The sequence below is a fragment of the Paraburkholderia sp. PGU19 genome, from assembly GCF_013426915.1.
GTDB lineage: Bacteria > Pseudomonadota > Gammaproteobacteria > Burkholderiales > Burkholderiaceae > Paraburkholderia.
In genome coordinates, this window is the sequence record NZ_AP023182.1 from 1,253,725 (window position 1) to 1,273,967 (window position 20,243).

A 20,243-nucleotide genomic window follows, 5' to 3' on the forward strand; every position below is an offset into this window, starting at 1 on the left:
ACCATCGAGCGGTCCCGCAATGCTCGTCTCGAGATCCTCGCTCCCGCACGCCATGCATGCGCCGAGCACCACCACGACGTCGCCAGGCGACCGATAAACGTGGTGCCAGCCGCAGGCACGGCACCTTACTTTAAGGGGGGCGCCTGGATCGGCATCGAATGACCGTGTGGGGTAACAGGTTGTTGAGTCGGACACTCACGCTGCGCGAGAGGCGGCATTCTGCGCGTCACGACGCACCTTTTCAATGTACTTGCCGAGCGCGACCGTCGACAGGATGCCGGTGGCAAAGACGATCGCGAATGCTGCAAGGCTTTCGAGCGGCGAATTGTTGTTCAACATATTGGATTCTCTCAGGTCGGTATAGCGAGTCTCTGTATCGACGCCGCCATGTTCATGGCTTCACGCAGACAGTGTGCGTTGCACTCTGGACAAACGATGTCCAGTCGCACGCGCGGTCGCTTGAATACACCTTGGCGTTTACGGCATCTCGCCCAGATTCTTTAAGCATCCGCTGACCAGCTTGCCAGCGAACGACAATGCGCAAGTCGCGCTATTTGACCGAACGCCAGATCAGCGACGAAAGCTGATTGCCCGTCCCGACGATGCGGAAGGAAGCGTCTCGGGTCTGATCGGTTCGGGGATCGTACTCTCCGAGCCGCGCGTAACGCGCATCGCGTGCGACCTGTTTGCCGCCCGAACCGGTTTCGATCGAGCCGATGATGTGATACCGGTCATCTCGCAGATATTCAGTGGCCATTTGTGTTCCCCGTCGTGTCTGCCCGTTGCGTTTAGCGCGGGCTTCGCAATGACAGCACTTTAGGCACGCATTGGGACAATGCGCGTCCCAATGATCGCGGACGTGCAACTGATACGACCGACTTTGCGGACCACGTTCGCATGCACCGATTCGTGTCGATGTCGGGTGTCCATGCCGGACATGCGAAAGCGGCACAGCTTGCCGGAATTCTGGCGCACTGTGCCGCATCGTCATTGCGTGACGGAATGTAGGGCGACCGTCAGCCGAGATATCGCACGTTCACCGAGGCGCCGAACACCTCGTTGACGATCTCGACCAGGTGATCGTGGTGACTGAGAAAGATCACCTGCATGCGTGTGGCCAGCCCCGCCAGCACGCGAAGCCCGGCCTTCGCGCGCTTGTCGTCGAAATTGATGAACAGGTCATCGGCAACGAAAGGCAATGCGCAACCGCGCTCGCAATGCAGTTCGAGCGCCGCGAGGCGCAACGCCAGATAAAGCTGGTCACGTGTGCCCTCACTCATGCCCGCGACCTCCACGCGTTCGCCACCCGCACGCACTGCCGCCAGCGCCAGCGGTTGGCTGTCGTAATCGACCGAAAGACGCTCGAACGCGCCTAGCGTCAGTTCCGAAAAGATTGTGCTCGCGCGCGCCAGCATCGGCCCCTGACGACGCTCGCGATACCGGTCGACGGCCCAGCGCAGCAAAGTGGAGGCCGTCTCGACCTTGATGAAGCGTTCGGCCGCCTCCGCCATGGCGGCGAGCGCCTCCTGGCGTTTCGCCTCGGCAATCGCCGCGTTTGCACCGCCCGAGATCGCTTCCAGTTGTTGACGTGCCTCTGACAACTTCGTCGCCATCTCCGCACGCGCGTTGACCGAGTCCGTTAGCGCGACACCCACACTCAGCAGATCGGCTTGCACCGTCTGCAGATCGGTCGCGTCGACTTCCTCAGCGAGTTCATCGATGCTCAGTCCATCGCCATCGTCCACGAGACTCTTGCGCGCCTGGTCGATGGCCACCGCCAGTTCGCGCTTCGCGTCCGAGCGCGCGATCAACGGACGCAACAGATCAGGCTTGTCGACGGCGGCCAGCGCGTAGAGCGGACGCAGTTGCGCACCCGCCTCCTCCACCTCTGCACGGGCGAGCCGAACGCGCTCCGACACATCCGCCCGTTCGTTCGTCAGGCGCTCGGCTTCGGCCCTTACCGCACGCGCCGACGACAGACGCTGCGAAAGTTCGATCGAAATGGCTTTCGCGTCCGCTTCCGGCATCGATACGCCGAACTGGGCCGCGAGCCTGCTGGCGTCCGTGGAAAAGGCCGCCAGGGAAGCGCGCATGGGATCGATCTGCGCGTTGCGGATCGATGCGATCTGATCGAGCTGTTCGCGAACCGTCCTGGCGATTCCGAGTGCAGCCTCCGTCGCGGCATCTGACTCCGCGACGGCAGACAGACCCGCCTTCGCCATGGCAGCTTCCCACTGATCCTTCCAGAGACGGTGTGCGTCGTCATGAACATCGGCCTCCCGACGCAAGGTCGCGACGTCGCCCTGAGCCACTTCGATCTGTCCGGCGAGCAGACTCTGGGTCGCCGCCGCCTGCCTGCGTTCGCTCACGTAGCGCTCGGCCATCGCGCACAAGCCTTCGAGGTCGGCCGGCAACGGGCCGCTCATCCCCACCTGAACGAGGCAACGGGCGAGCCGTGTCTGGCATGATTCGACCTCTGCGCTTTCGCGCGTCAGTTCATCGGCAGACTTTTCATGCGCCGTGGCGGCGTGCAAGGCGCTGTCGCGACGCGTCATCCACGAGGCGATATCGTCGAGCACCATGCCAGCGAGTTCCTGTTCGGATACAAGCAACGCCCAGCTTGCGTCGAATCGCGCCAGCGCCTCTTGTGCGACGGCAACACGCTGGCCGTGCCGCAACGCCGCTTCCTTCGCTTCGAGGGCCCGCTGCTTCAGGTTCGACAGTTCCGACGCTTGCGTTACCGTGCCAACCTGCCCATCAGACAGATCGTCCGCTGCGGCTACTGCCGCTTCAAATTCCGGCGTACCGTCCGCAACGGCCAGCGCGCCATCCCTGATCGCCGCCCACGCCGCGTCGCGGACTTCGCGGGCTTGCAGGACGAGTTCGCGCGTCACGATCTGGTGAGCCTGCTCGAACGCATCGTGTTCGGCAACGGCCAGACGCTCGTCCTCGCTTGCTTCGTCGAAGCGCTCGCTTGCGCGCATGAAACGCGAGACGAGATCGTCGCGCTCGGCACGCAACGACGCAACACGTTCCGTCGATGGCAGGGTCATCGATTTCAGCGCCGGCAACGGGCGGTTCCATTTGCCGAGCGCCGCGAGACTGGCATCCAGCGTGCGCCGCGCGTCGGCGGCGACCTCCTTCAAGCGGCGCTGCGAGGGGTCGTTTTCCCTGTATCGCTGCGCGGAACGCAGCGCAGCCTGGAGATCGTCTGGCACGTCCACGGAGGGTAGGCCCTCCAGCTTGCGGCCGAGGTCGGCGATGTCCGCAAGCTTCTTGTGAATCGCCTGCTGTGCGTTGAAGGCTGACTGCTCGAGCTTGCCGCGCTCGCGCATCAAGCTCTCGACCGTATGCAATGCTAGCGCCGACGGCGCCCTGTTGCGCGCTGCCCGTTCGTCCTCGGGCCAGTCGAGTTGAATGCACGCATCCGCAACCTGACGCACGAGCAACGCGACCTGCTGTTCGAGGCGCGCGACGTCCGCCTCGTGGTCGCCGCATCGGTGGCGTGTGCTTTCGAGCGTCTCGACTTCGCTCTGGAACGCCAGCGCGGCCTGATCGACGTCCATGTTTTCGAGCGCGCCTTGCAGTTCGCTCGCGCGTCGCAGATGCACCTCGAGCGCGCTTTCGGCTGCGGCCAGCTTTCTTAACGCGCCTTGCAGCGTGGCGTCGGCATCGTGCGGCAGATCGATCACATCGCCCAGCGCGCGCAAGTCGGCCGTCTTTTCGCGCCATACGGCAAGATGATGCGTGACGCGGCGAATGCGTTCGAGGCGGCTGCGCTTCAGTTCGAGTCCACCGTGCTGGCGCTCAGCGGATGCCTTGCCTTCCAGCGCATCGTCGACCGCCTCCTGCGCGGCCCGCCATGCCGATGTCCGGACGGCTGCCGATTTCAGTTCGGCGCTCGCGTCGTCCAGCTGCTTCTGCCCGACGTAGTAGGCGCGGTCACCCGCCTTGCGCTTGCTCCACAGGCGGTCGGCCTCTTGCGTGAGCCGCTCCCGCACGGGACCCAGACTCGAAATCCCCGCCGCCGACTGGAACAACACCTGCCCCACGTCGCTTGACGCGTCGAGAATGCTCTGCCCGCCTTGGATCAGCGATGTGTGATCGAGGCAGAACATCTGTTCGAAGAAGGCCTTGTCTGCCGCGCCGAGAAACGGCACGAGTGCTTCGCCCCGGAGCGCTTCGCCCGTCGGTGCGGACAAGGGCGTTTTTCTCGCCTTCGACCGATGAAACGCCAGCGACTGATCCGAATGCTCGATCGTCGCGCCCAGCCGCAATTCGCTCTGAGGATGAATGAAGTCCAGCGGCGAACTGTGCGGCATGCCGAACAGCAGTTCGGTGATGGCCGTCTTGATGGTGGATTTGCCGGCTTCGTTCGGTCCGACGAGAAAATGAAAATCGTGCGATGAGCGGGGAAACGCCACCGCTTCGTCGGAGAACTTGCCGTAACGAATCAGTTCGAGCTTGCCTATACGCATATGTCAGTTTGCCTTCGCCACCTGTTCGACCAGGCCGGAGCGCACTTCACGCACCAGTCCCGTCAGATCGCCGTTACGCACATCGAAGAGCGCGGGCACCATCTCCTGCAGTTCGTGAGGTGAATGGGTTGCCAGCCCGATCAGCCGCTCTTTCAGTATCGCGAGAAAATCGGGATCGGACTCGGCTTCGACGAGCAGGTTGTGCAGATCCGCGATGGCATCCGCGCGATCGAGCACGGCATCGCTATCGCCCGGCGGGCGGGTCTCGATGCGCACTTTCTCGAGCCACAGACGGTCGTGGCTGAGACCAGCGATCTGCGCAAGCACTTCGGCGCGCAATTGAGGCTCGAGTCCGAACAGTTCGCCATGCGCTGCCGTCGTTCCCGTGACCGTCACGCGCACGGCATGCGGCACGATCGTCAACGCCGATCCGGCAAGCGTTTCCAGATGGATGCCTACTGCGCGCGCGACATCGTTGAGCGTGGCGCAGGCCGATGCATCGACTTCGAGCGCTTCCCAGCGCAACACATCGACGAAAAGACGGTCCACATCGATCTCGCCCGCATTGCCCAGCGTTACCATGACAGCGCCACGGCGCCCCGTTTCGCGGATATTGCGGCCTTGCAGGTTGCCAGGGAACACGATCGTTGATCGATCCTGCCACATCGCAAACTCGTGCACGTGCCCGAGCGCCCAGTACTGGTAACCCTTGCCGTGCAGTTCCGCCAGCGAACAGGGCGCATAGCTTGCGTGCGCAGCATTGCCTTCGAGCGCCGTATGCAGCACGCCGATATTGAAGTAGCCGGGTACAGGCGGCGGGTAGCCTGTGACGAGGTTCACCGTGGTTTCCCGTTCCTTGAAGCTGTGGCCGTGCAACGCGACTTTTAGCGCATCGATCTGAAAGGTCTCAGCCTTGCGTGTCGAAAAAGTGCGGACGTTGTCGGGCAGTTGCAGCTGCTTCGTCATTTCGCTTTCGGCGTCGTGATTGCCGAACAGGACGAAGACAGGAATCTCCGCGCGTCGCAGCCGGCCCATCTCCCTGCAGAAGAAGATGCCCGTGTTGTGGTCCCGCCAGGTACCGTCATACAGGTCGCCCGCGATAACCATGAAATCGACGGATTCGTCGATCGCGATCGTCACCAGCGACGAAAACGCCTCGCGCGTCGAATTGCGCAGCATGGCCGCGGGCGCATCCGCATAGGCACTCAAGCCGTGAAGCGGACTGTCGAGATGAATATCCGCCGCATGGATAAACCGCATGTTGACTCCCCGATTGAACGATTGGCCCTCAGCGCGCGCAGCCGTGGCCCGCCGATGCCGGACGTCGATTCTAAGCGAAACGCCAGGCGCGCCGATGATAGCCGGGCGTCGGGACAAAGCGCGTCCTGATGACGCGCTTGCATGCATTCGCAACGCAACCGGGGTTAGAGACGCGAAATGTCCTGATGCCGATCGAAGATCCCGTCTCCACGATAGCCGCCCGGATTCAGATGCCCGCTCTGAGCAAGCAAAAACAACGACCCACGAAACAGGCATTGACCGAGAGTACCAGCCCCTACACGATCAAGAACCTTGACGCGGCGATCGCGCATCTGGAACGGGCCGTTCGCTTCGATTGCACGACGCCGGTTTTCGGCCTGTGCTACTGGCACGCGCGGGTTCGTCAGGCTTGCTGCACGCATGGCATCACGCCTCTGCAATTGCGCAGACTGCAGCGACTCCTGACCATACTGACAGCCAGTTGATCACACGTGCAACACGAGGTCTCACCTGACTCGATATCAACGTCGATGGTCTACTAGCAATGCCTCTATTTCCCCGCGCGAAAGAACGACCTGCAGGTCATTGAAATCGGAGTTGCGCTCGTTCTACACCCGTTGGATGGCTAGGGCTTTCTCGAGATAGACAACGACTTGGGCCATCGGCCTGCCCTTATGAATGGCCCCCAAGCCTTGCACGCTATCGTGCTTGCAGCCTTGCCCGAGCGCCCCGTATAGGGGCGGCCGAGAGTTCGTCAGCCGGATCGCCCAAAGCCTTACGCGCCAGATTTCCGGGTTGGCCCGAAGGCGCTTTGCATCCGTCAGTGCAACCGGTCATCGCCGGCTGGCCCTGCTCCGACCGCCGTCAACATCCCTGTTGCGGCTTCGGGCTCACCAAAATCGATTAGCCTTTCGTCGTTGTAAGTGTGAACGATGAAGTCCAGCATGGACGCGAACCGATTAACGACGGATACGAAGTTCCCGGCAATCAGACCGTGCACGTAAGGCAGCACGTAGCCGATCGTCAGGTCTCCGTCACGGTCTATGGCAAACACGGGCAAGAACACTTCTTCGTTCAATCGTCGCGCAAGCCCTTGCTTCTGGTCAGTCGGGGCCAGCCTGCTCAGCGGAAGGTAGGTACTGAAGCGAATGAACTTCCGCTCCGACACGAGGGAAACGCCATAGCCGATACCGTTTTCGGTCCGAAGCGAGATGTGATCGGGCTCTAGCTTATACGGTACCAGGCCGCTGTCGCGGATGTGTGTGTCGAGGGTCTCGATGCTGACGTCGGATTCAGCGAAGATTTTCGTCAAGCGTTTCTCCTGATACTATGTTCGTTATACGGCCGCGAGCCGGCAGGCCGACACGCTGATTCACGGTTCTGAACCGTTTGGCAGGCAGAGTCCTAGGCACGAATTTCTGCGAACCGGGCGATCAACGGTTCTGCAAGATCAAATCCTCGAAGCTGTTGAAGCCAGCGGTCAGGGATGCCGTCCAGGCCGAACCTGATTCCGGCCAGACCGCACGCGACCGCTGCCGTCGTATCCGTGTCGTGTCCGAGGCCGATTGCGGTCCGGGTCACTTCTTCGAACGATTCTTCTTCCAGCGCCTTGCGTGCTGACCAGAGCGTGTCAACCACGTAGCCGGTCCCACGCGCTTCGCTCGACTTCGAAAAGCTCCTTAGTTCGTCGAGCTCTGCCAGAAACGCTATCTGTTCGCGTGGATCGGACCAGTCCCGGTAAATTTCCTCGAGGCGCTGATCTGCCCAAGACCAGGGGTCCGATAGCTTCTTCAAATACCCGCGTGCGATGAGGCAGTAGAACGCACAGGCGACTAACGAACGAGGGTGTGCATGAGTCGGCATCGATTGCAGATGAGCGTACCTTGCTAGCTCACGATCGGGACCGGTATGCCACAGTGCCAACGGCAGAACCCTCATCAGCGAACCATTGCCGTTGTCCGACTCGGCTGCACCGCCTGATTCAAGCGGTGGTGCGCCATCACGTAGGCGGTCCAATGCGCTAGCGGTCTGACTGCCAACATCGAAGACATCGCCGTCGACTGCGAGGTAGCCCCGATACAGCCACCGAACCAACCTGTCCGCGAAGTCGGTTAGTGAGAACGAGCCTCGCTCAATCAGGCTCGCGAGCAGGCAGAGGGCCTGCGCCCCGTCATCCGACCACGTTCCGGAAAGCACGTGAGAATAGGTCCGCCTGAAAGTCGCGGGCATTGTCATTTCGATCTCGGCACGCGGCGGAATCTGTTCCGGATTCTTGAACTCGAATCCCACGCCGAGTGCGTCACCGACGAGCAGGCCGACAAGTCCACCGATGGCCGCATTGGATTTGTGGTTCTCTAGCAATGCTGCGAACCCACCGTTTTTTTTCGTCATATTGATCTCCTGCGATTGATTATTGGTTTATGGGTGACCCGAATACCTGGTCAGCTTCCCGAAGCCGATGAACAGTGCAAGCCATGTATAAGCTACCGAATTCGAAGATAGGCAACAGCGTGTGACAACGGCTCGCCTTGCGTTTCGAGATCTCCGGTGACCGTTAGCTGAATCGGTTCGCTGTCGAATGTCCGCCGGTAGAGGTAGCCAATAATCTTTCCCGTAAAGTACGTTCGTCCCTGGTGTTTCGCAAAGTTCTCCGGCACGACCCGTTTCAGGTATGAAAGTTGGTCATCCCACGGCCATGCGGAAATGTCGTCGGGCAGTCCGGTGCCAAATCGCCGATTGCCACCTGAGAGACAGAACAACGTTATCTGGGTCGGGCGCGACAGCTCCGGAACGACCTCAAGGCGGGGTTGGAAGGCGTTTCTTGCCTCATCTTCCTCACGCTTGGCTTCAGCCTCACGCTCCCGCTTCACCAGGACATCGTTTTCGGCCATCACCTGCTTCAACAGATTTCCATCGATGGCGAACCGGCTGGACTGCAGTCTTTCTAGCAGCAGGGCGTTACCTTCCCCATGTACGAGCCAGCGATCCAGTCCTTCGATCGCTTTGGAAAAGTTCGTGAATCCAAGTTCTGCAAAGAACGCTTTCGGGTCCAATCCTGACTGGTCGATCACGTGCAGAAGCAGTGTGCCAATGGGATAGTTGGAATGGCGCGCTTTCATTGTCCGATCCTCCCTTTGCATTCGAACCGCTCATGTTCGGCGTATGGAACAAGGGCAGCGAAGAAGCTGGCGATGTGAGGCGGGTCGTAGGCGTACACGGGAAGCAAACGCTGTTTCATCCATTGTGCTGAACGGATTGCGCGAAATCCGCCAATGACGCCATTCGTGCAGCGTGCTGCGACGGCCTCACGCACGTCTGCGCGCGGTCTAGCGAAGAGGAATGAGCCGGTACGGACAGTGCCGGGAAGTCCGGTCAACAGTACGTGATTCTCAGGCGTATCGATTTGGAACTGAAAGCCCTCGAACAGGCTGTCCAGCGAGGGCAGAATGCCCAGTAAAGGTTGCATCATGCTTTTCTCCATCCCCGTTGGTTCGGCGTTCACCGGCCTTCGGGGTAGAGAGGCGTGGCGACGCTTTAGCAGAATTTGTGAGTCGCGCTGCAAGTTGTGCTTTAAATCCGCGACATGAAGCGAAAAGAAACCGTCCAGCCTGCACTAAGACGGATTCAATTCGTTTCGGCTGCATCGGTGATTCCCTACCAACTGAAACCTGTCAGACCAGGTGAACAGCGATTCAACGCAATAGCACGAGCTGAGGCGTGGCATCGTCGCCGGACCAGACAATCGCGTTCTGATGATATTGCCTACCAAGTGCCATTGCGGCCTCCAGCGGGAGTCCTGGTACAAGATAACTCGGCTCGCCAGGCCAATCGTTTGATGGATGCTTGCCGATACCTTCGATCACGATCAAGCCAAGCCGCTTTAGTTCACACGCCAGTGCTTCCTGACTGGCGGCGTTGAACTCATCACTGCAATTCTGGCTGAAAGGATTGCAGGCAGTGACGAATGCGCTGCAATTGACGTTGTGAACCTTGTGCAGCACGGCCAACTGCGGATTGGTCTCGCCAACTCTTAACGCCGTGGAAGCGTCGCCAAAAGCAAAGTATTCAGTTTCTAGGTAAGCCTGGACCGTTTCACTAGGAATCTTTGAGTCTGAAAACAAAAAACCCTCCGTTAAAGGAGGGTCGACGCGTTACCCGCTTGGTTGCTCTGTTAAGAGCCACATTCGCTTTCGCGCTCCACCTTGCCCGGGGAGGCAGGTTGGCATGGGCGTCGTCGACCCAATTCATAATGCGGGTTGAATTTAATCATACGGCCGCCCCTTTTGTCAAATAAAAAGTGATGGACCACCTTTGTCGCGCGGTCGGCCGCGTTGGGGCACTTCATCCATTGGCTCCGCAGCGGGAAGCAGGCCCATCATCACAGCTCGCTCTCAAAGCAAATGTCCTGTCGAGCGTCAACCGTGAATGCGCCGGACCGGATTCATTGTCGGCGCCCACGTCGAGCGCCTGGAGCACCCGTTCCAGATCGAGATCAAAGGGCATCACATGGCCAGGCACAAGTGCGAACTTCCAGTGGCGAGGCAAGTTGCTGAGTGCGAGAAAGCAGAGGAGCGCGTCAGGAAAGCCCCCTTCCAAGCGCCACGGTCGAAGGCTCGCGTTTCACCCGCCTGATCCCACGGGGCGTTGACTGTCCGAAGGTCGTGCATTCGTCCAGACTGCAGAACCAGGTTCCAAGCGTGTGTTAGTCCATGCAAAACAGACGCAGGCACATGAGCGGAAGGCCTGATGATGGGCCCGGGACAAGACCGTTTCGTGTCCGGAGCCGCTTCTCCCGTCCCAAACGGGCGCATGATATGCCCAGAGCATATGCGCGATCCAATGTCCCGCATTGGAACAATCGAAACCGGCGATCGCAATTCGAACCGCACGCGACAAGAACGACGTCCGATCTGTGGCCGACAGGTTTCGGGCGAAGTCTATTTGTTGGCAAAGGGACACCGGATGTCTTCTCTCCAAAGCAAACTGTTCAGAGCGGCGTCATTCGGGGGGACGGTGTTGATCGAACGCGGTGTCTTGCAATCCATCGAAGTCATATACGCACGGGAACGACGCTTCGCCCGGCGCCGCCAGGTGTCCAGCCATCGCGCGCCGCGTTATCTCGTGCGCTACCGGCTGGATAATCACCCGAAGAAAGAGGTCGTAGCGATCGAACCGTATCCGTACTGCTTCATCGCCGACATGCGCGGCAGTCGACCCGGCGATGAAATCGAAGTACGGCTATCAGATGACGGAGCTTACATCATCGACTGGAATAATCTCTCCGCGCAGCGTCTGTTCGAAAGCATGGACAGAACGTGGGGCGATTCGGACTAACCCGGCCACACACCACCATGCGGAATAACCCGAACGCTCGAACAAAGTTTAGCCACGAAGCACATCGTTCATATCGATTCGATCATCGATATCTATCGGATGGGCGGCCCAGCAGCCAAGATTATCGAAAATGATTTTGCGGACGTCACTCTGACGCTCATCCGCCAAATTTCTTCAAGTCTGCGAGCGTCCGGCCCGTCGACTATCTCGACTTGCTCCGGATCTTCGCGACCCGACGGAGGCGCGAACCGTGGGGGTCTTGGCTTCCCTGTCAAGGTCTGGCGGCGAGACCGGAACGCGCAACCGTCGACCGATTTTTCGATGGTTCTACAGCCAGTTCCATGAGAACATACTGGCCGCTGTGGCCCGATGGGCACGACGCCCGACGCAGCGGTCCAGTTTAGACGATGCGCAGCGCAGTCCGTTCGTGAGCCTTCGTACCACGCGGCGCCCACTCCTTCAGAAGGCGCTCGTAATCCGCACGGTAATCACGCCCGCGAGCGACGAGGATTTCGCGCTCCGCGTACGCGAGATCAAGATTGTCCGTATGAAGGTACGCTGCATAGAGCGCAGCGCGCAGTTGAATGTAGAGGAGATGCGTTTTGCTGCCGGGTGCGAGCGGACGGCGGCAGTCGGCCGGATAGATCTTGTCGAGTTCAGCGATTGCCGCCCGGCCCTTCCAGTCGACGAGTTCGTACTGTTCATCGAGCAGCCGGCATTTGACGACCGTTGCCGCAGCGGAAAGAAGCGAAGGTCGCTCGACGGTTTCGTTCTGCGCCGCGTCGGCTTGAAACATGAGCTGACGTGAGACGGTCAATGCTTCGAACTCTTCATCCTGCTGCCGTGCAGCGGGGCAGGGTTCGAGGTGCGCATACTCTTCGCCTTCGATGACCTTCACACCGTACGAATACAGAGGCTCCACGATCGGCACGAACAGCTTGCGTCCCGCCATTTCGAGCCAGTTGCCCGCGCCCATCAGTTCGGCGGTCAACTGGTAGGCATGAGGTGCATCGATGGCGAGGGTGTCGGAAAGCCGGTCGGCAAACGCGCGCATGACGACGCGCGGCAGCACCGCGAGCGGCTTATCATCCGCGGCCGGCTGAAACCAGGCCGCGGCGGTGTCTATGAATTGCCAGGCCTGATCCTTGAAGTCGTCCAGCGTTTCGATCTGTTCGAACTCGGCTTCGAGGCGCTTCCAGTCGAGCATGACGCTCGCACGGGCAATCGCGTCGCGACTGCTCTCGAGGCTAATTCCCGGCAAGAGTTCCTGCAGGCGGACTGCCTTCGCTTCCATACGGGATTTCATACGATCCATGAACTGACGGATTGGCGTGTTTTCCCAAGACGGAAGACACAAGGCACTGGCGAGCATACAGAAGCGATCGTACAAGCGGTGAATCTCCGGGACTGAGTGACTTGCAGTATGCATCGCGGCCGGGACAATTGTCGTCCAGTTGCAATAATGCTGACGCTATTCTGATGAAGACAGGAACTCAACGCTTTTTCGACGGATCCTTTCGAAAACTTCGCGCGTTGAATCCATGCTGTGCGATACGGTCCTTGTCGCTAATGCTGAGCGTCGGTCTGGATTCAAGAGCCAGGACACCTCCCCAGAACATATCGAGCTCCTGAAAAGCCTCGACCGGACCAAAGAGTCGATAGAACTGAAAATTCTTCAGCGGTGGATTGATCTTCAAGAACGATTTTTCGAAGCGGCCGCCGACGCGCAATACGGCGATCGCAGTCCGATTCTCGACGCTCCACTGCATCAGTTCGGCGCTCCCTTGTTGCTGGAAATATCGCTCCAGTCGCTCAGCCAGCGTTCCATTCGCAAGGGGATTGTCATACTCGAGAAACGATTGGCGCTTCTTCTTCATCCAATGCGGACCCAAAAGACCTTCGAGGTAGTGTCGCGCCTCGCTTCCGTCATAGAAGATGCGCTCCTCTACTTCACTCGGCTTCGAGCCTGAAGTAGACTTCATCGCTTCACTGCTCAATCGATGAACACGAAGCGCCTTATAGATCCGTCCACAGAAAAGGACGACGCACGCATCGAGACAAACGCCGCCGCGCCGGAGCTCGAAGGCGTCCGCGATTCCGGCAAGTTGACCATATCTGTCCCAGACGCCATCGCCGTCACGGTCGAGCTTCAGTTCGCTCGTCTCCGGATTGCGCACGAACACGCGCGACTGGTCGCTGCCATGTGCCATGGCAGTGTCGTAATAGTCCTTGAACGGACTGAGAATTCTCAAGTGCCCCTTCCCTCGTTATCACATGATAGCGAGATGCTCCGCTCCCGAGACTTTGCACCGGATCGTCGAGCGCGCCGTGCACACTTGCAGGGATTCACGCGAGCACGTCGCTCCCGGCCGTCGCGCTCCCGGTCGATATCGTCTGAAAGCGACGGCGCCAGCCAGTTGCAGACGAGTGAACTCCTCTCGCAGCTGCTTTTTGAACTCGAGGCAAGATGCAATCGACAGCCTGGTAGCATTCTTGAAGAACGCTGGGCCTTCGCACTCGGAAGCGAGCATGAAGACTTGCCAGTAGTACTTGCACACGCGTGTTCAGAAGCATAACCAGACGCCTTGGAGGAGCTCGCATGTCACGGTAAGACCTTTTATGACGGCTCTTTGCACAAACTGATTATCAGTGGTCGAGGAAAGCCCAACGGTTTGGTTCGAATACGGCACGCACAGACCGTGCGATAAGCACAAGGAACGGAAACGCTGCTCACGTCGAACGCATTCTCTCAGACGGGGAGGACAAACGCTGTCCCATTCGGATACCACGACTTACAAGAGAACGTCGGCTGCCTCCAATGCGCGATCGAACGACCCCCACCCCGCCCCGATCCAACCTGCTGCATAATCAGATGCCTAGCATCTTATTGAAAGCTGAATCGTGAATCCACCCTGCCCTTTTTGCTCCCTTCCACCAGACCGAATTCTTGGTGAAAACGACAAGGCGTTATGGTTTCAAGACGGGTTTCCCGTCTCGCCAGGTCATAGCCTTGTTATCCCCAAACGACACGTGGAATCTTTTTTTGACACTACGACTGACGAACGTCTGGCACTGTTGGCGTTGCTGGATCAGGCCAAGAAAACGGTTCAACAAGGCAATGCCCCCGATGGCTTTAACATCGGCGTCAATGTAGGCGCTGCCGCTGGGCAGACCGTTCCGCACTTGCACATCCACCTGATCCCGCGTTATCTGGGGGATCAGGAAGACCCGAGAGGTGGGGTGAGGAAAATTTTTCCCGAGAAAGCAGAATATTGGGTAACACCTAAATAAACGTCAAAAGGCGCGCCATGAGTAAATTTGATATCAGCAGCTTGATTGGCAAGGAAGTTAGGGTCTATCTGGACCTCACCCCAGGAAATCACTGCTGGAGTATTGCTGAGCCTAAATCAAGCGGACGAGTCCTGAACTACAGCGAAGAAATAAAAGACGGAAGTCCAAGACGGGTAAAGGAAAAGACCCAAAATGTGGGTCTTAGAAATGCAACATTCATCGTTCAACCAGCAGGACCTCAACGCGTTCGCACTAGTGGCAAAAAAGATGTTCACGCCTGGGTGAAAGGAACGTTGACAGACATCACCGATATTGAGGGAAAATGTACAAAAGAAGTCACGTACAACGCATACAAGTTTGAATCTTTTGTTTTCAGGGAATCCGAAATCGGCGTTGACAGTGCGGATATGGTTGCGTTCTCGTTCAAAAAATGCCCTTGCTGTGGGCACCAATCCCCCAGCGTAACCATTCCTTAGACATCGCTCTCAACGTTCTTGTGCGGCTGCCGTTACGATGCAAAGCCGATAAACCGATATAGGCTACCCCTCAACGGCAGTGTGCGATGAAGCTCGACAGTAACGGCTGGTGCCTGGCAGACACGACGGGGGAGGACAGATGGCCGCTTTCCGGTTGCCTCCGCCGCTTGAATGTCCGGCCGCTCCGTCCGGTGAATGACGTTTCCTGGCCGCAAGCACCAGTTCGACGAACGCTCTTTTGGAGCGTACGTTGGAGTCATCCACGACAGCTTTCAGGAAGGTCGGTTGAATGTGTACTGACGGTAGAGTCGAGATGTGACGCGGTGGCGGTAGGCTGGGTTTGTCTGTTGCCGCCTCTTTCGTCTGGCGACACCCTATTAACCCTGGCCATAGCTCCGTCTTCACATCCCGCTCATCGAACCCGCCGTGCAGATCTCCCGCAACGGGCTCTCGGACGAGACATCACGCCTTCGTAAACGGCAAGTCACTACCAAGGACCCTGTAGACGGCTGTGTCAGGTTGGTGGACAGGCGGCGGTAGAATGAAGCAATGAACAAACCGAAATCGCCTTATCACGGCCACCGCTTCCCGGCTGTCGTCATCAGCTGCGCGGTTCGCTGGTATTCCGGTTCAGCCTGAGCTTGCGCGACATCGAAGAATTGTTGCTCGAGCGCGGCGTCGTGGTCACGTACGAAACGATCCGTTGCTGGTGTGACAAATTCGGTGCCGGATTCGCAAGGTGCGCCAAGGCGGTGCGGCGCAAGCCGGGCCGCACCTGGACCTTGATGAGATGTTCGTGACGCTGCGCGGCGAGCCGTATCTGTTGTGGCGTGCCGTCGACGAGCATGGCGCAGAACTCGACGTGCTGGTACAGAAGCGACGCGACAAGGCCGCGGCCAGGCGCTTCTTTCGACGTGTGCTGCGATCAAACCCGGTGCCGCGGAAGATCGTGACGGATCAACTGCGCAGTTATCCGGCGGCGAAGGCTGACATCCCTGAACTCGCGCAGGTCAAGCACGTTTTCGTCAAAGCAGCCGCAGGAGTAAACAACCGCGCGGAGAATAGCCATCAGCCAACCCGCAGGCGCGAGCGCCAGATGTGCGGCTTTCGCGACGCGCGTCGCACGCAGGCGTTTCTCTCATGCTTTCGGCCCGATCCGGCAGCACTTCGTGTTACCCAGACATCGGATGAACGCGGAATGTCACCGCTCCATACTGAAGGAGCGCCTCTCCACATGGTATGTCTTGACTGTCCCAGTCGCAACTAATCATGTTATCTGGCGAGGATAACTACTCTTATGCCAGACACGTAGGCTATGCTCGTCAACTTGACGGTGCCCCGCAGTCGGTCCGATGATAGTCCGGCCTTAGACGAATCGCGCGTCCCGATGAGGCGCCGGCTCATCCAAATCGCAACAGGCGTAGGAGACGCGAATTGTCGTGATGACGGTCGATGATCTCGTCCATACGATATCCAACCGGACGCAGATGCCCGCTTTGAGCAAGCAGAGAGTACCGCCCGCCGCGCTAGCATCAGAAGCGAGTTCGATTCGGCGCGCGACGCGCTGCCCAAAAGTGGCATGAAGACGAGACCATCCCGCGGGCAACCGGAGTCTCCGAGCTCGAGCACCTCTGCTGGCACCCTCGTTCCATCACGACGACGCGCGGGCCCGCACAAAATCGGCTGTTGGCTCCGGGCTAGAGAACGCGACCGTACGCTGCATCGCGTGGGTCGCGCAGCTCACGTCCCGCTCTACAGCACGAGATCGCGCTGGCCCGTGAGGAATTGCCAGAGCCGCACCATTGCATACGTGTCGAGGCCGCAGTAGGCGGTCAGTTGCTGCTCGATCTGCATGCGTCGTTGCGGGGAAGTTCCTGGATCGATCGCTTCGCGAAAGGCTTCCATTGCCATTGCGCCGTCCTGCACCCCTTCGAGCTCCCCGTAGTCAAGTTCGGGCGCGATGGTCGGCAGCACGCTCTTGATGCTCCAGCTTCCCTGTTGTGCCGGATGATAGTAGCGCCGCTCCGTGATGGGTAGCAAATCCACGATGCGGGCCGCGATCGCGAGAAGCGCCGTGCGTAGCTGCTCAAAGCGCTCCGCAAGTTCTCGGATTCTCGTTGCTTCGAACGATGCGTTGTAGACGAACACTGGCCCAGCGTCGCCACAGGCCGTGACCAGCGCCCGCGCAAAGGCGAGCGACGGGTCGCCACCCGACAGATCGACAAAGGACCGATGCTCGAGCTGGCCATCCTCGGCCAGGTGGTGAACGCTGAACTGAAACGGAATCTGTTGAAAAGGACGCCGGCCTTTCCAGATGGGCACTGCGAACTGGATGGTCTCGAAGTCCATAAAGTACGCCGGCAGGGCATGACGCGCAAGATCGGTGGCAGCACCCGAATCGTCGAAGAAGGTCTGATCGGACAGCGTGTGCGTTTTGACACGGCGCTGCACGCCATTCAACAGATTGTCCGGCACGTCTTTCAGATCCGCGTACGGTTGCGCGTCGACCCAGCCCTTGAGTGCCTTGCGCTGCACGCGCGGAAGCCACTGCACGGGATGCTCGGCGCGCGGCTCGGACCGCTCGCAATGTGCGAGGAACCCGCACGCATAGGGGGTGGCACATTGCCGGCTGATGCGCACGGCTGGCTCGTGTGGTTGCCGCACGACGGCCTGTGCGGCGTCGATCCACGTCTGCACTTCGTCTTCGCGTTCGAACGCTTGAGCTGAGACATCATGTTCGATCAGCAGGCCGTGGTAGTCACCGTCGCCGCCGTATTCCCACTCACGGTTGATATGCGCCAGCGCGATTGATTCCAGCGGCACGCCCGCGCGTTTCACAATAAAGGCCTGAATTGCCACGTCGTCGCGGTAATAGTCCTTGATGTCGGTGGACGATTTCACTTCCACCATGTGCCAGCCCGAGGTGGCCGACTCGCCGGTTCGCAGCATGACGTCCGCGAAGGACAGTGCGCCGTCGATCGCAAAGCCTGCTTCGAAGATTGGCCCCGGCGTATCCAAAGCTGCCAGCGTCTGGGCGAGCGCCTCGCCTATGCGTCCAGGACGAAGTTCAATCGTTGTGCCCTCGCCTTTCGCGTCGTAAAGCTGTTGCGCGATTGCACCCACTTGGTGACCAACGCGAAAGCTCGCGCGGGTCGCTGCCGAGTCAGCACGCAGCTCCGGGCGATGGACCTCCAGCCACAGCCGCTTTGCGCACTGGCGATATGCCATCAGCTTGGACTTGGACAAGGACCTCATCGACATGGGATAACGTCTCCTGGGAGAAAGGCGCTGCTTCATATTAGGTAACACTCGCTTAACGACGCGTGCCGGCAAAACTTGAACTTGGTGTCAAACGGATTCGTTGGGCGCCTGGATGGGCTGCTTCAGCGCACAGGTCAGCAGGCTCGCCCCGATATCGTTAAGGCCACGCGGCGCTGCAGGCGGCGCATGTTCGATGCGAGCACGGCGGAGGATGCGCATGCGCTGCAGCGCGTTCCGCTGCGCGCAAGCGTTTGCGGAGCACGCGTACGGACGATGCCCGGTCGAACGCAGGTTGTCCGTGAGGGCCCCTTCTTGGTCGAGATATTCGTGATCAGGCGCATCCGCCTCAGTATGCGGCAGTTGCAACTCCGGTGCATGCCCCACCAGATCGCCCGCCAATCCGCTTGCGACGAGAGCGATGTAGTTCCGAATCACCAGATTCGCAAAGTCCAGAGTTTTACGACCAGTTCGGCATGCAACGTCCTGGTGCGGGACGACTCGCGTCTGACAAGAGAATGCTTCATGGGCGCGCGGTGAACTCCGCTGTCAAGGTGCGAGCAGTTTGACTCACCTTTGGGACAGGTCATGTCTCGATTCTTGCGTATCGTTTCAATCAATGCCCGGCCGATGTCGCGCTCAAGAAGTCAGCCCGCACGCCGATAACCGAAGTAGCTGCAAACCGTCATCGATTCAGTATTGCGGTGACTCATGAGAAATACAAGGACCAGACATGACCAGGACAATCCACACCGCCTATACGCGACCCACACCGCTGTCAATCCGCATGGCCAGCGTGATCTTCCCCGTTTTGGTAGAGCACGCGAAGAAACGGCAGTTGATCACCTATGGGGACCTCGCAAGGCATGCCAGGAACGCGCATCCGGACAACCGTGAAGTGCAAAACATGATTCCGGTCTCAATGGGCCGCAAACTTGATGTTGTCCGCACGTACTGCCTGAAGAACCAGCTACCGGATCTCGCGAGCATTGCTATCAACCAGGAAACGCGGGACACCGGCCTCAGCTATGTCGATAAACTCAATGCGCCGAAGCGGCAACAGGAGGTGTTCACGTTCGATTGGGAGAGTCGTGCCGTGGAATTCGACGAACACCTCTTGCAGGAAAACAGACGAACAAAAAAGCTTGTCAAGCGCCGCGAGGATGTTGCGAGGAAAGTGATGCGTGAGTACTATGTGGCACACAAGCCTGATTTGCCTGCGGACATCGTGAACTATCGCGAGGAGATACTGGTGCTCCTTGGCAACGGACACGACGCAGAAGACGCATTCGAAATGGCGCTCCGCACATAACCGCAACGAAGCGCCATTTGACAGGCACGACGGTCGTCGGCAACCGAGCGTTTTGGTCCTGGCGCGGCAAGCGGGGTTGCAGCGCCCCTCACCCGAGGTAACAGGTCGTCGTGATCGCTGACCGACGGATCCGCACGGGGGCGCCTGACGACAGACGCATGTTTGGTCGCCCACGCCCGCATTCTCGGTCAGTCAATAGCCCACCCCTCCTCGATCAACGCGTTCACGCATGCGAAAACATACACGACCCCATTGGCGCGATCGATAACGCGATACTCACCCGATTCCGCACGGCTCAACGCCATTCCGAATCGTCCGTCAATGTGCTTCATGGGCAACATCAACCCATGAGAACAACTATCTCTTTGCAAGAGGTCCTGCGTCAGCGCTAACAGATCGTCAGACCATCGCTTCGGGCACATGCGTTAGTTCCTTGAATCGTGTCGCAATCGATGGATCGAGGCACCTGACACCGCTGACTTCCGCGGATGGGTGCGTGCAACAGTGCAATTGCAAAAACGGGGACCCCGTCTTCTTTCAGGCGTCGTCAAAGACAACCTTGATTACGCCCAGGACGCGCTTGCCGGCAGGACCATGCTCGAGGAACTTCCCAAAGCGGCGACCTGAGCCCGATCCTCTTCTTCGAGCCGCGCAACGATGTCTAAACGCTCCAACTCGCCCTCGCACAATGCAACGAGCGTATCGGGCGTCAAACCGAAACTTCCCAAGACCCCTGGAACATGGCTCAGATCCTGTTCGGCGATCCATCCTATCAGACAGTCTCACGAGTTCTTCCAGCGGCAAGTGGCGCAGGGCTGCTGCAATCGCCCGCTC

The 20,243-nt window shown here is 59.2% G+C and carries 18 protein-coding genes, 1 pseudogene and 1 riboswitch; of the genes and pseudogenes, 6 read left to right on the top strand and 13 right to left on the bottom strand.

The features are described from left to right. Positions 1-195: 195 nt before the first annotated feature. The 4 genes from H1204_RS46120 to H1204_RS46135 all read right to left on the bottom strand — a co-directional run bounded on the left by H1204_RS46120 (position 196) and on the right by H1204_RS46135 (position 5,738). Positions 196-339, bottom strand: coding sequence for a hypothetical protein (locus H1204_RS46120; RefSeq protein WP_180735599.1), 144 nt, complete (start codon positions 337-339; stop codon positions 196-198). A 211-nt stretch (positions 340-550) separates the two neighbouring features. Further along, positions 551-757: a hypothetical protein gene (locus H1204_RS46125; protein WP_180735600.1), complete on the bottom strand. Its 207-nt coding sequence runs from the start codon at positions 755-757 to the stop codon at positions 551-553. 259 nt (positions 758-1,016) lie between these two features. Continuing rightward, positions 1,017-4,478 (bottom strand): YhaN family protein, encoded by a 3,462-nt coding sequence (locus H1204_RS46130; RefSeq protein WP_180735601.1) that lies wholly within the window; start codon positions 4,476-4,478, stop codon positions 1,017-1,019. A 3-nt stretch (positions 4,479-4,481) separates the two neighbouring features. Beyond that, a complete protein-coding gene (locus H1204_RS46135) occupies positions 4,482-5,738 on the bottom strand; it encodes a DNA repair exonuclease (protein WP_180735602.1) in 1,257 nt (418 codons plus the stop codon). Positions 5,739-5,923: 185 nt separating this feature from the next. Here H1204_RS46135 and H1204_RS46140 point away from each other — a divergent pair, with 185 nt between their 5' ends. Further along, positions 5,924-6,223: a hypothetical protein gene (locus H1204_RS46140; RefSeq protein ID WP_243469037.1), complete on the top strand. Its 300-nt coding sequence runs from the start codon at positions 5,924-5,926 to the stop codon at positions 6,221-6,223. 335 nt (positions 6,224-6,558) lie between these two features. On the opposite strand, the gene H1204_RS46145 is transcribed toward H1204_RS46140, so the two are convergent. The 5 genes from H1204_RS46145 to H1204_RS46165 form a co-directional block, all read right to left on the bottom strand. Beyond that, positions 6,559-7,050, bottom strand: a complete 492-nt coding sequence (locus H1204_RS46145) for a hypothetical protein (protein WP_180735604.1) — start codon at positions 7,048-7,050, stop codon at positions 6,559-6,561. Between the two features lie 92 nt (positions 7,051-7,142). Continuing rightward, the gene (locus H1204_RS46150) at positions 7,143-8,129 is read right to left on the bottom strand and encodes an ADP-ribosylglycohydrolase family protein (RefSeq protein WP_180735605.1); all 987 of its coding nucleotides are present in this window, start codon (positions 8,127-8,129) and stop codon (positions 7,143-7,145) included. 92 nt (positions 8,130-8,221) lie between these two features. Then, positions 8,222-8,857, bottom strand: coding sequence for a hypothetical protein (locus tag H1204_RS46155; protein ID WP_180735606.1), 636 nt, complete (start codon positions 8,855-8,857; stop codon positions 8,222-8,224). Next, the gene (locus H1204_RS46160) at positions 8,854-9,207 is read right to left on the bottom strand and encodes a hypothetical protein (RefSeq protein ID WP_180735607.1); all 354 of its coding nucleotides are present in this window, start codon (positions 9,205-9,207) and stop codon (positions 8,854-8,856) included. Before H1204_RS46160 ends, H1204_RS46155 begins: the two co-directional genes overlap by 4 nt. Before the next feature lie 223 nt (positions 9,208-9,430). Beyond that, on the bottom strand, positions 9,431-9,859 hold the full coding sequence (locus H1204_RS46165) for a DUF3293 domain-containing protein (RefSeq protein ID WP_180735608.1): 429 nt from the start codon (positions 9,857-9,859) through the stop codon (positions 9,431-9,433). A gap of 28 nt (positions 9,860-9,887) precedes the next feature. Next, positions 9,888-9,996: riboswitch (SAM-I-IV-variant riboswitch) on the bottom strand. Between the two features lie 581 nt (positions 9,997-10,577). Here H1204_RS46165 and H1204_RS52275 point away from each other — a divergent pair. Next, complete coding sequence (locus H1204_RS52275) at positions 10,578-11,072, top strand: hypothetical protein (protein WP_243469038.1); 495 nt, start codon at positions 10,578-10,580, stop codon at positions 11,070-11,072. A gap of 400 nt (positions 11,073-11,472) precedes the next feature. On the opposite strand, the gene H1204_RS46175 is transcribed toward H1204_RS52275, so the two are convergent. Next, entirely contained in the window at positions 11,473-12,378 is a 906-nt protein-coding gene (locus H1204_RS46175) for a hypothetical protein (RefSeq protein WP_243469039.1), read from the bottom strand. Positions 12,379-12,565: 187 nt separating this feature from the next. Next, on the bottom strand, positions 12,566-13,324 hold the full coding sequence (locus H1204_RS46180) for a hypothetical protein (protein WP_180735610.1): 759 nt from the start codon (positions 13,322-13,324) through the stop codon (positions 12,566-12,568). Between the two features lie 646 nt (positions 13,325-13,970). Between H1204_RS46180 and H1204_RS46185 the strand changes: the two genes are divergently transcribed. The 3 genes and pseudogenes from H1204_RS46185 (at position 13,971) to H1204_RS46195 (ending at position 16,128) form a co-directional block, all read left to right on the top strand. Next, positions 13,971-14,363: an HIT family protein gene (locus tag H1204_RS46185; RefSeq protein ID WP_180736349.1), complete on the top strand. Its 393-nt coding sequence runs from the start codon at positions 13,971-13,973 to the stop codon at positions 14,361-14,363. 17 nt (positions 14,364-14,380) lie between these two features. Continuing rightward, positions 14,381-14,839 carry a hypothetical protein gene (locus H1204_RS46190; RefSeq protein ID WP_180735611.1) on the top strand — a complete coding sequence of 153 codons (459 nt, stop codon included), beginning with the start codon at positions 14,381-14,383 and terminating at the stop codon, positions 14,837-14,839. Positions 14,840-15,388: 549 nt separating this feature from the next. Continuing rightward, positions 15,389-16,128, top strand: a pseudogene (locus H1204_RS46195) (IS6 family transposase). A 463-nt stretch (positions 16,129-16,591) separates the two neighbouring features. Here H1204_RS46195 and H1204_RS46200 read toward each other — a convergent pair. After that, entirely contained in the window at positions 16,592-18,136 is a 1,545-nt protein-coding gene (locus H1204_RS46200) for a DUF2779 domain-containing protein (protein WP_243469040.1), read from the bottom strand. Between the two features lie 51 nt (positions 18,137-18,187). After that, a complete protein-coding gene (locus H1204_RS46205) occupies positions 18,188-18,499 on the bottom strand; it encodes a hypothetical protein (RefSeq protein ID WP_180735612.1) in 312 nt (103 codons plus the stop codon). 331 nt (positions 18,500-18,830) lie between these two features. Here H1204_RS46205 and H1204_RS46210 point away from each other — a divergent pair, with 331 nt between their 5' ends. Beyond that, positions 18,831-19,409 carry a hypothetical protein gene (locus H1204_RS46210; RefSeq protein WP_180735613.1) on the top strand — a complete coding sequence of 193 codons (579 nt, stop codon included), beginning with the start codon at positions 18,831-18,833 and terminating at the stop codon, positions 19,407-19,409. The last annotated feature ends 834 nt before the right edge of the window (positions 19,410-20,243 follow it).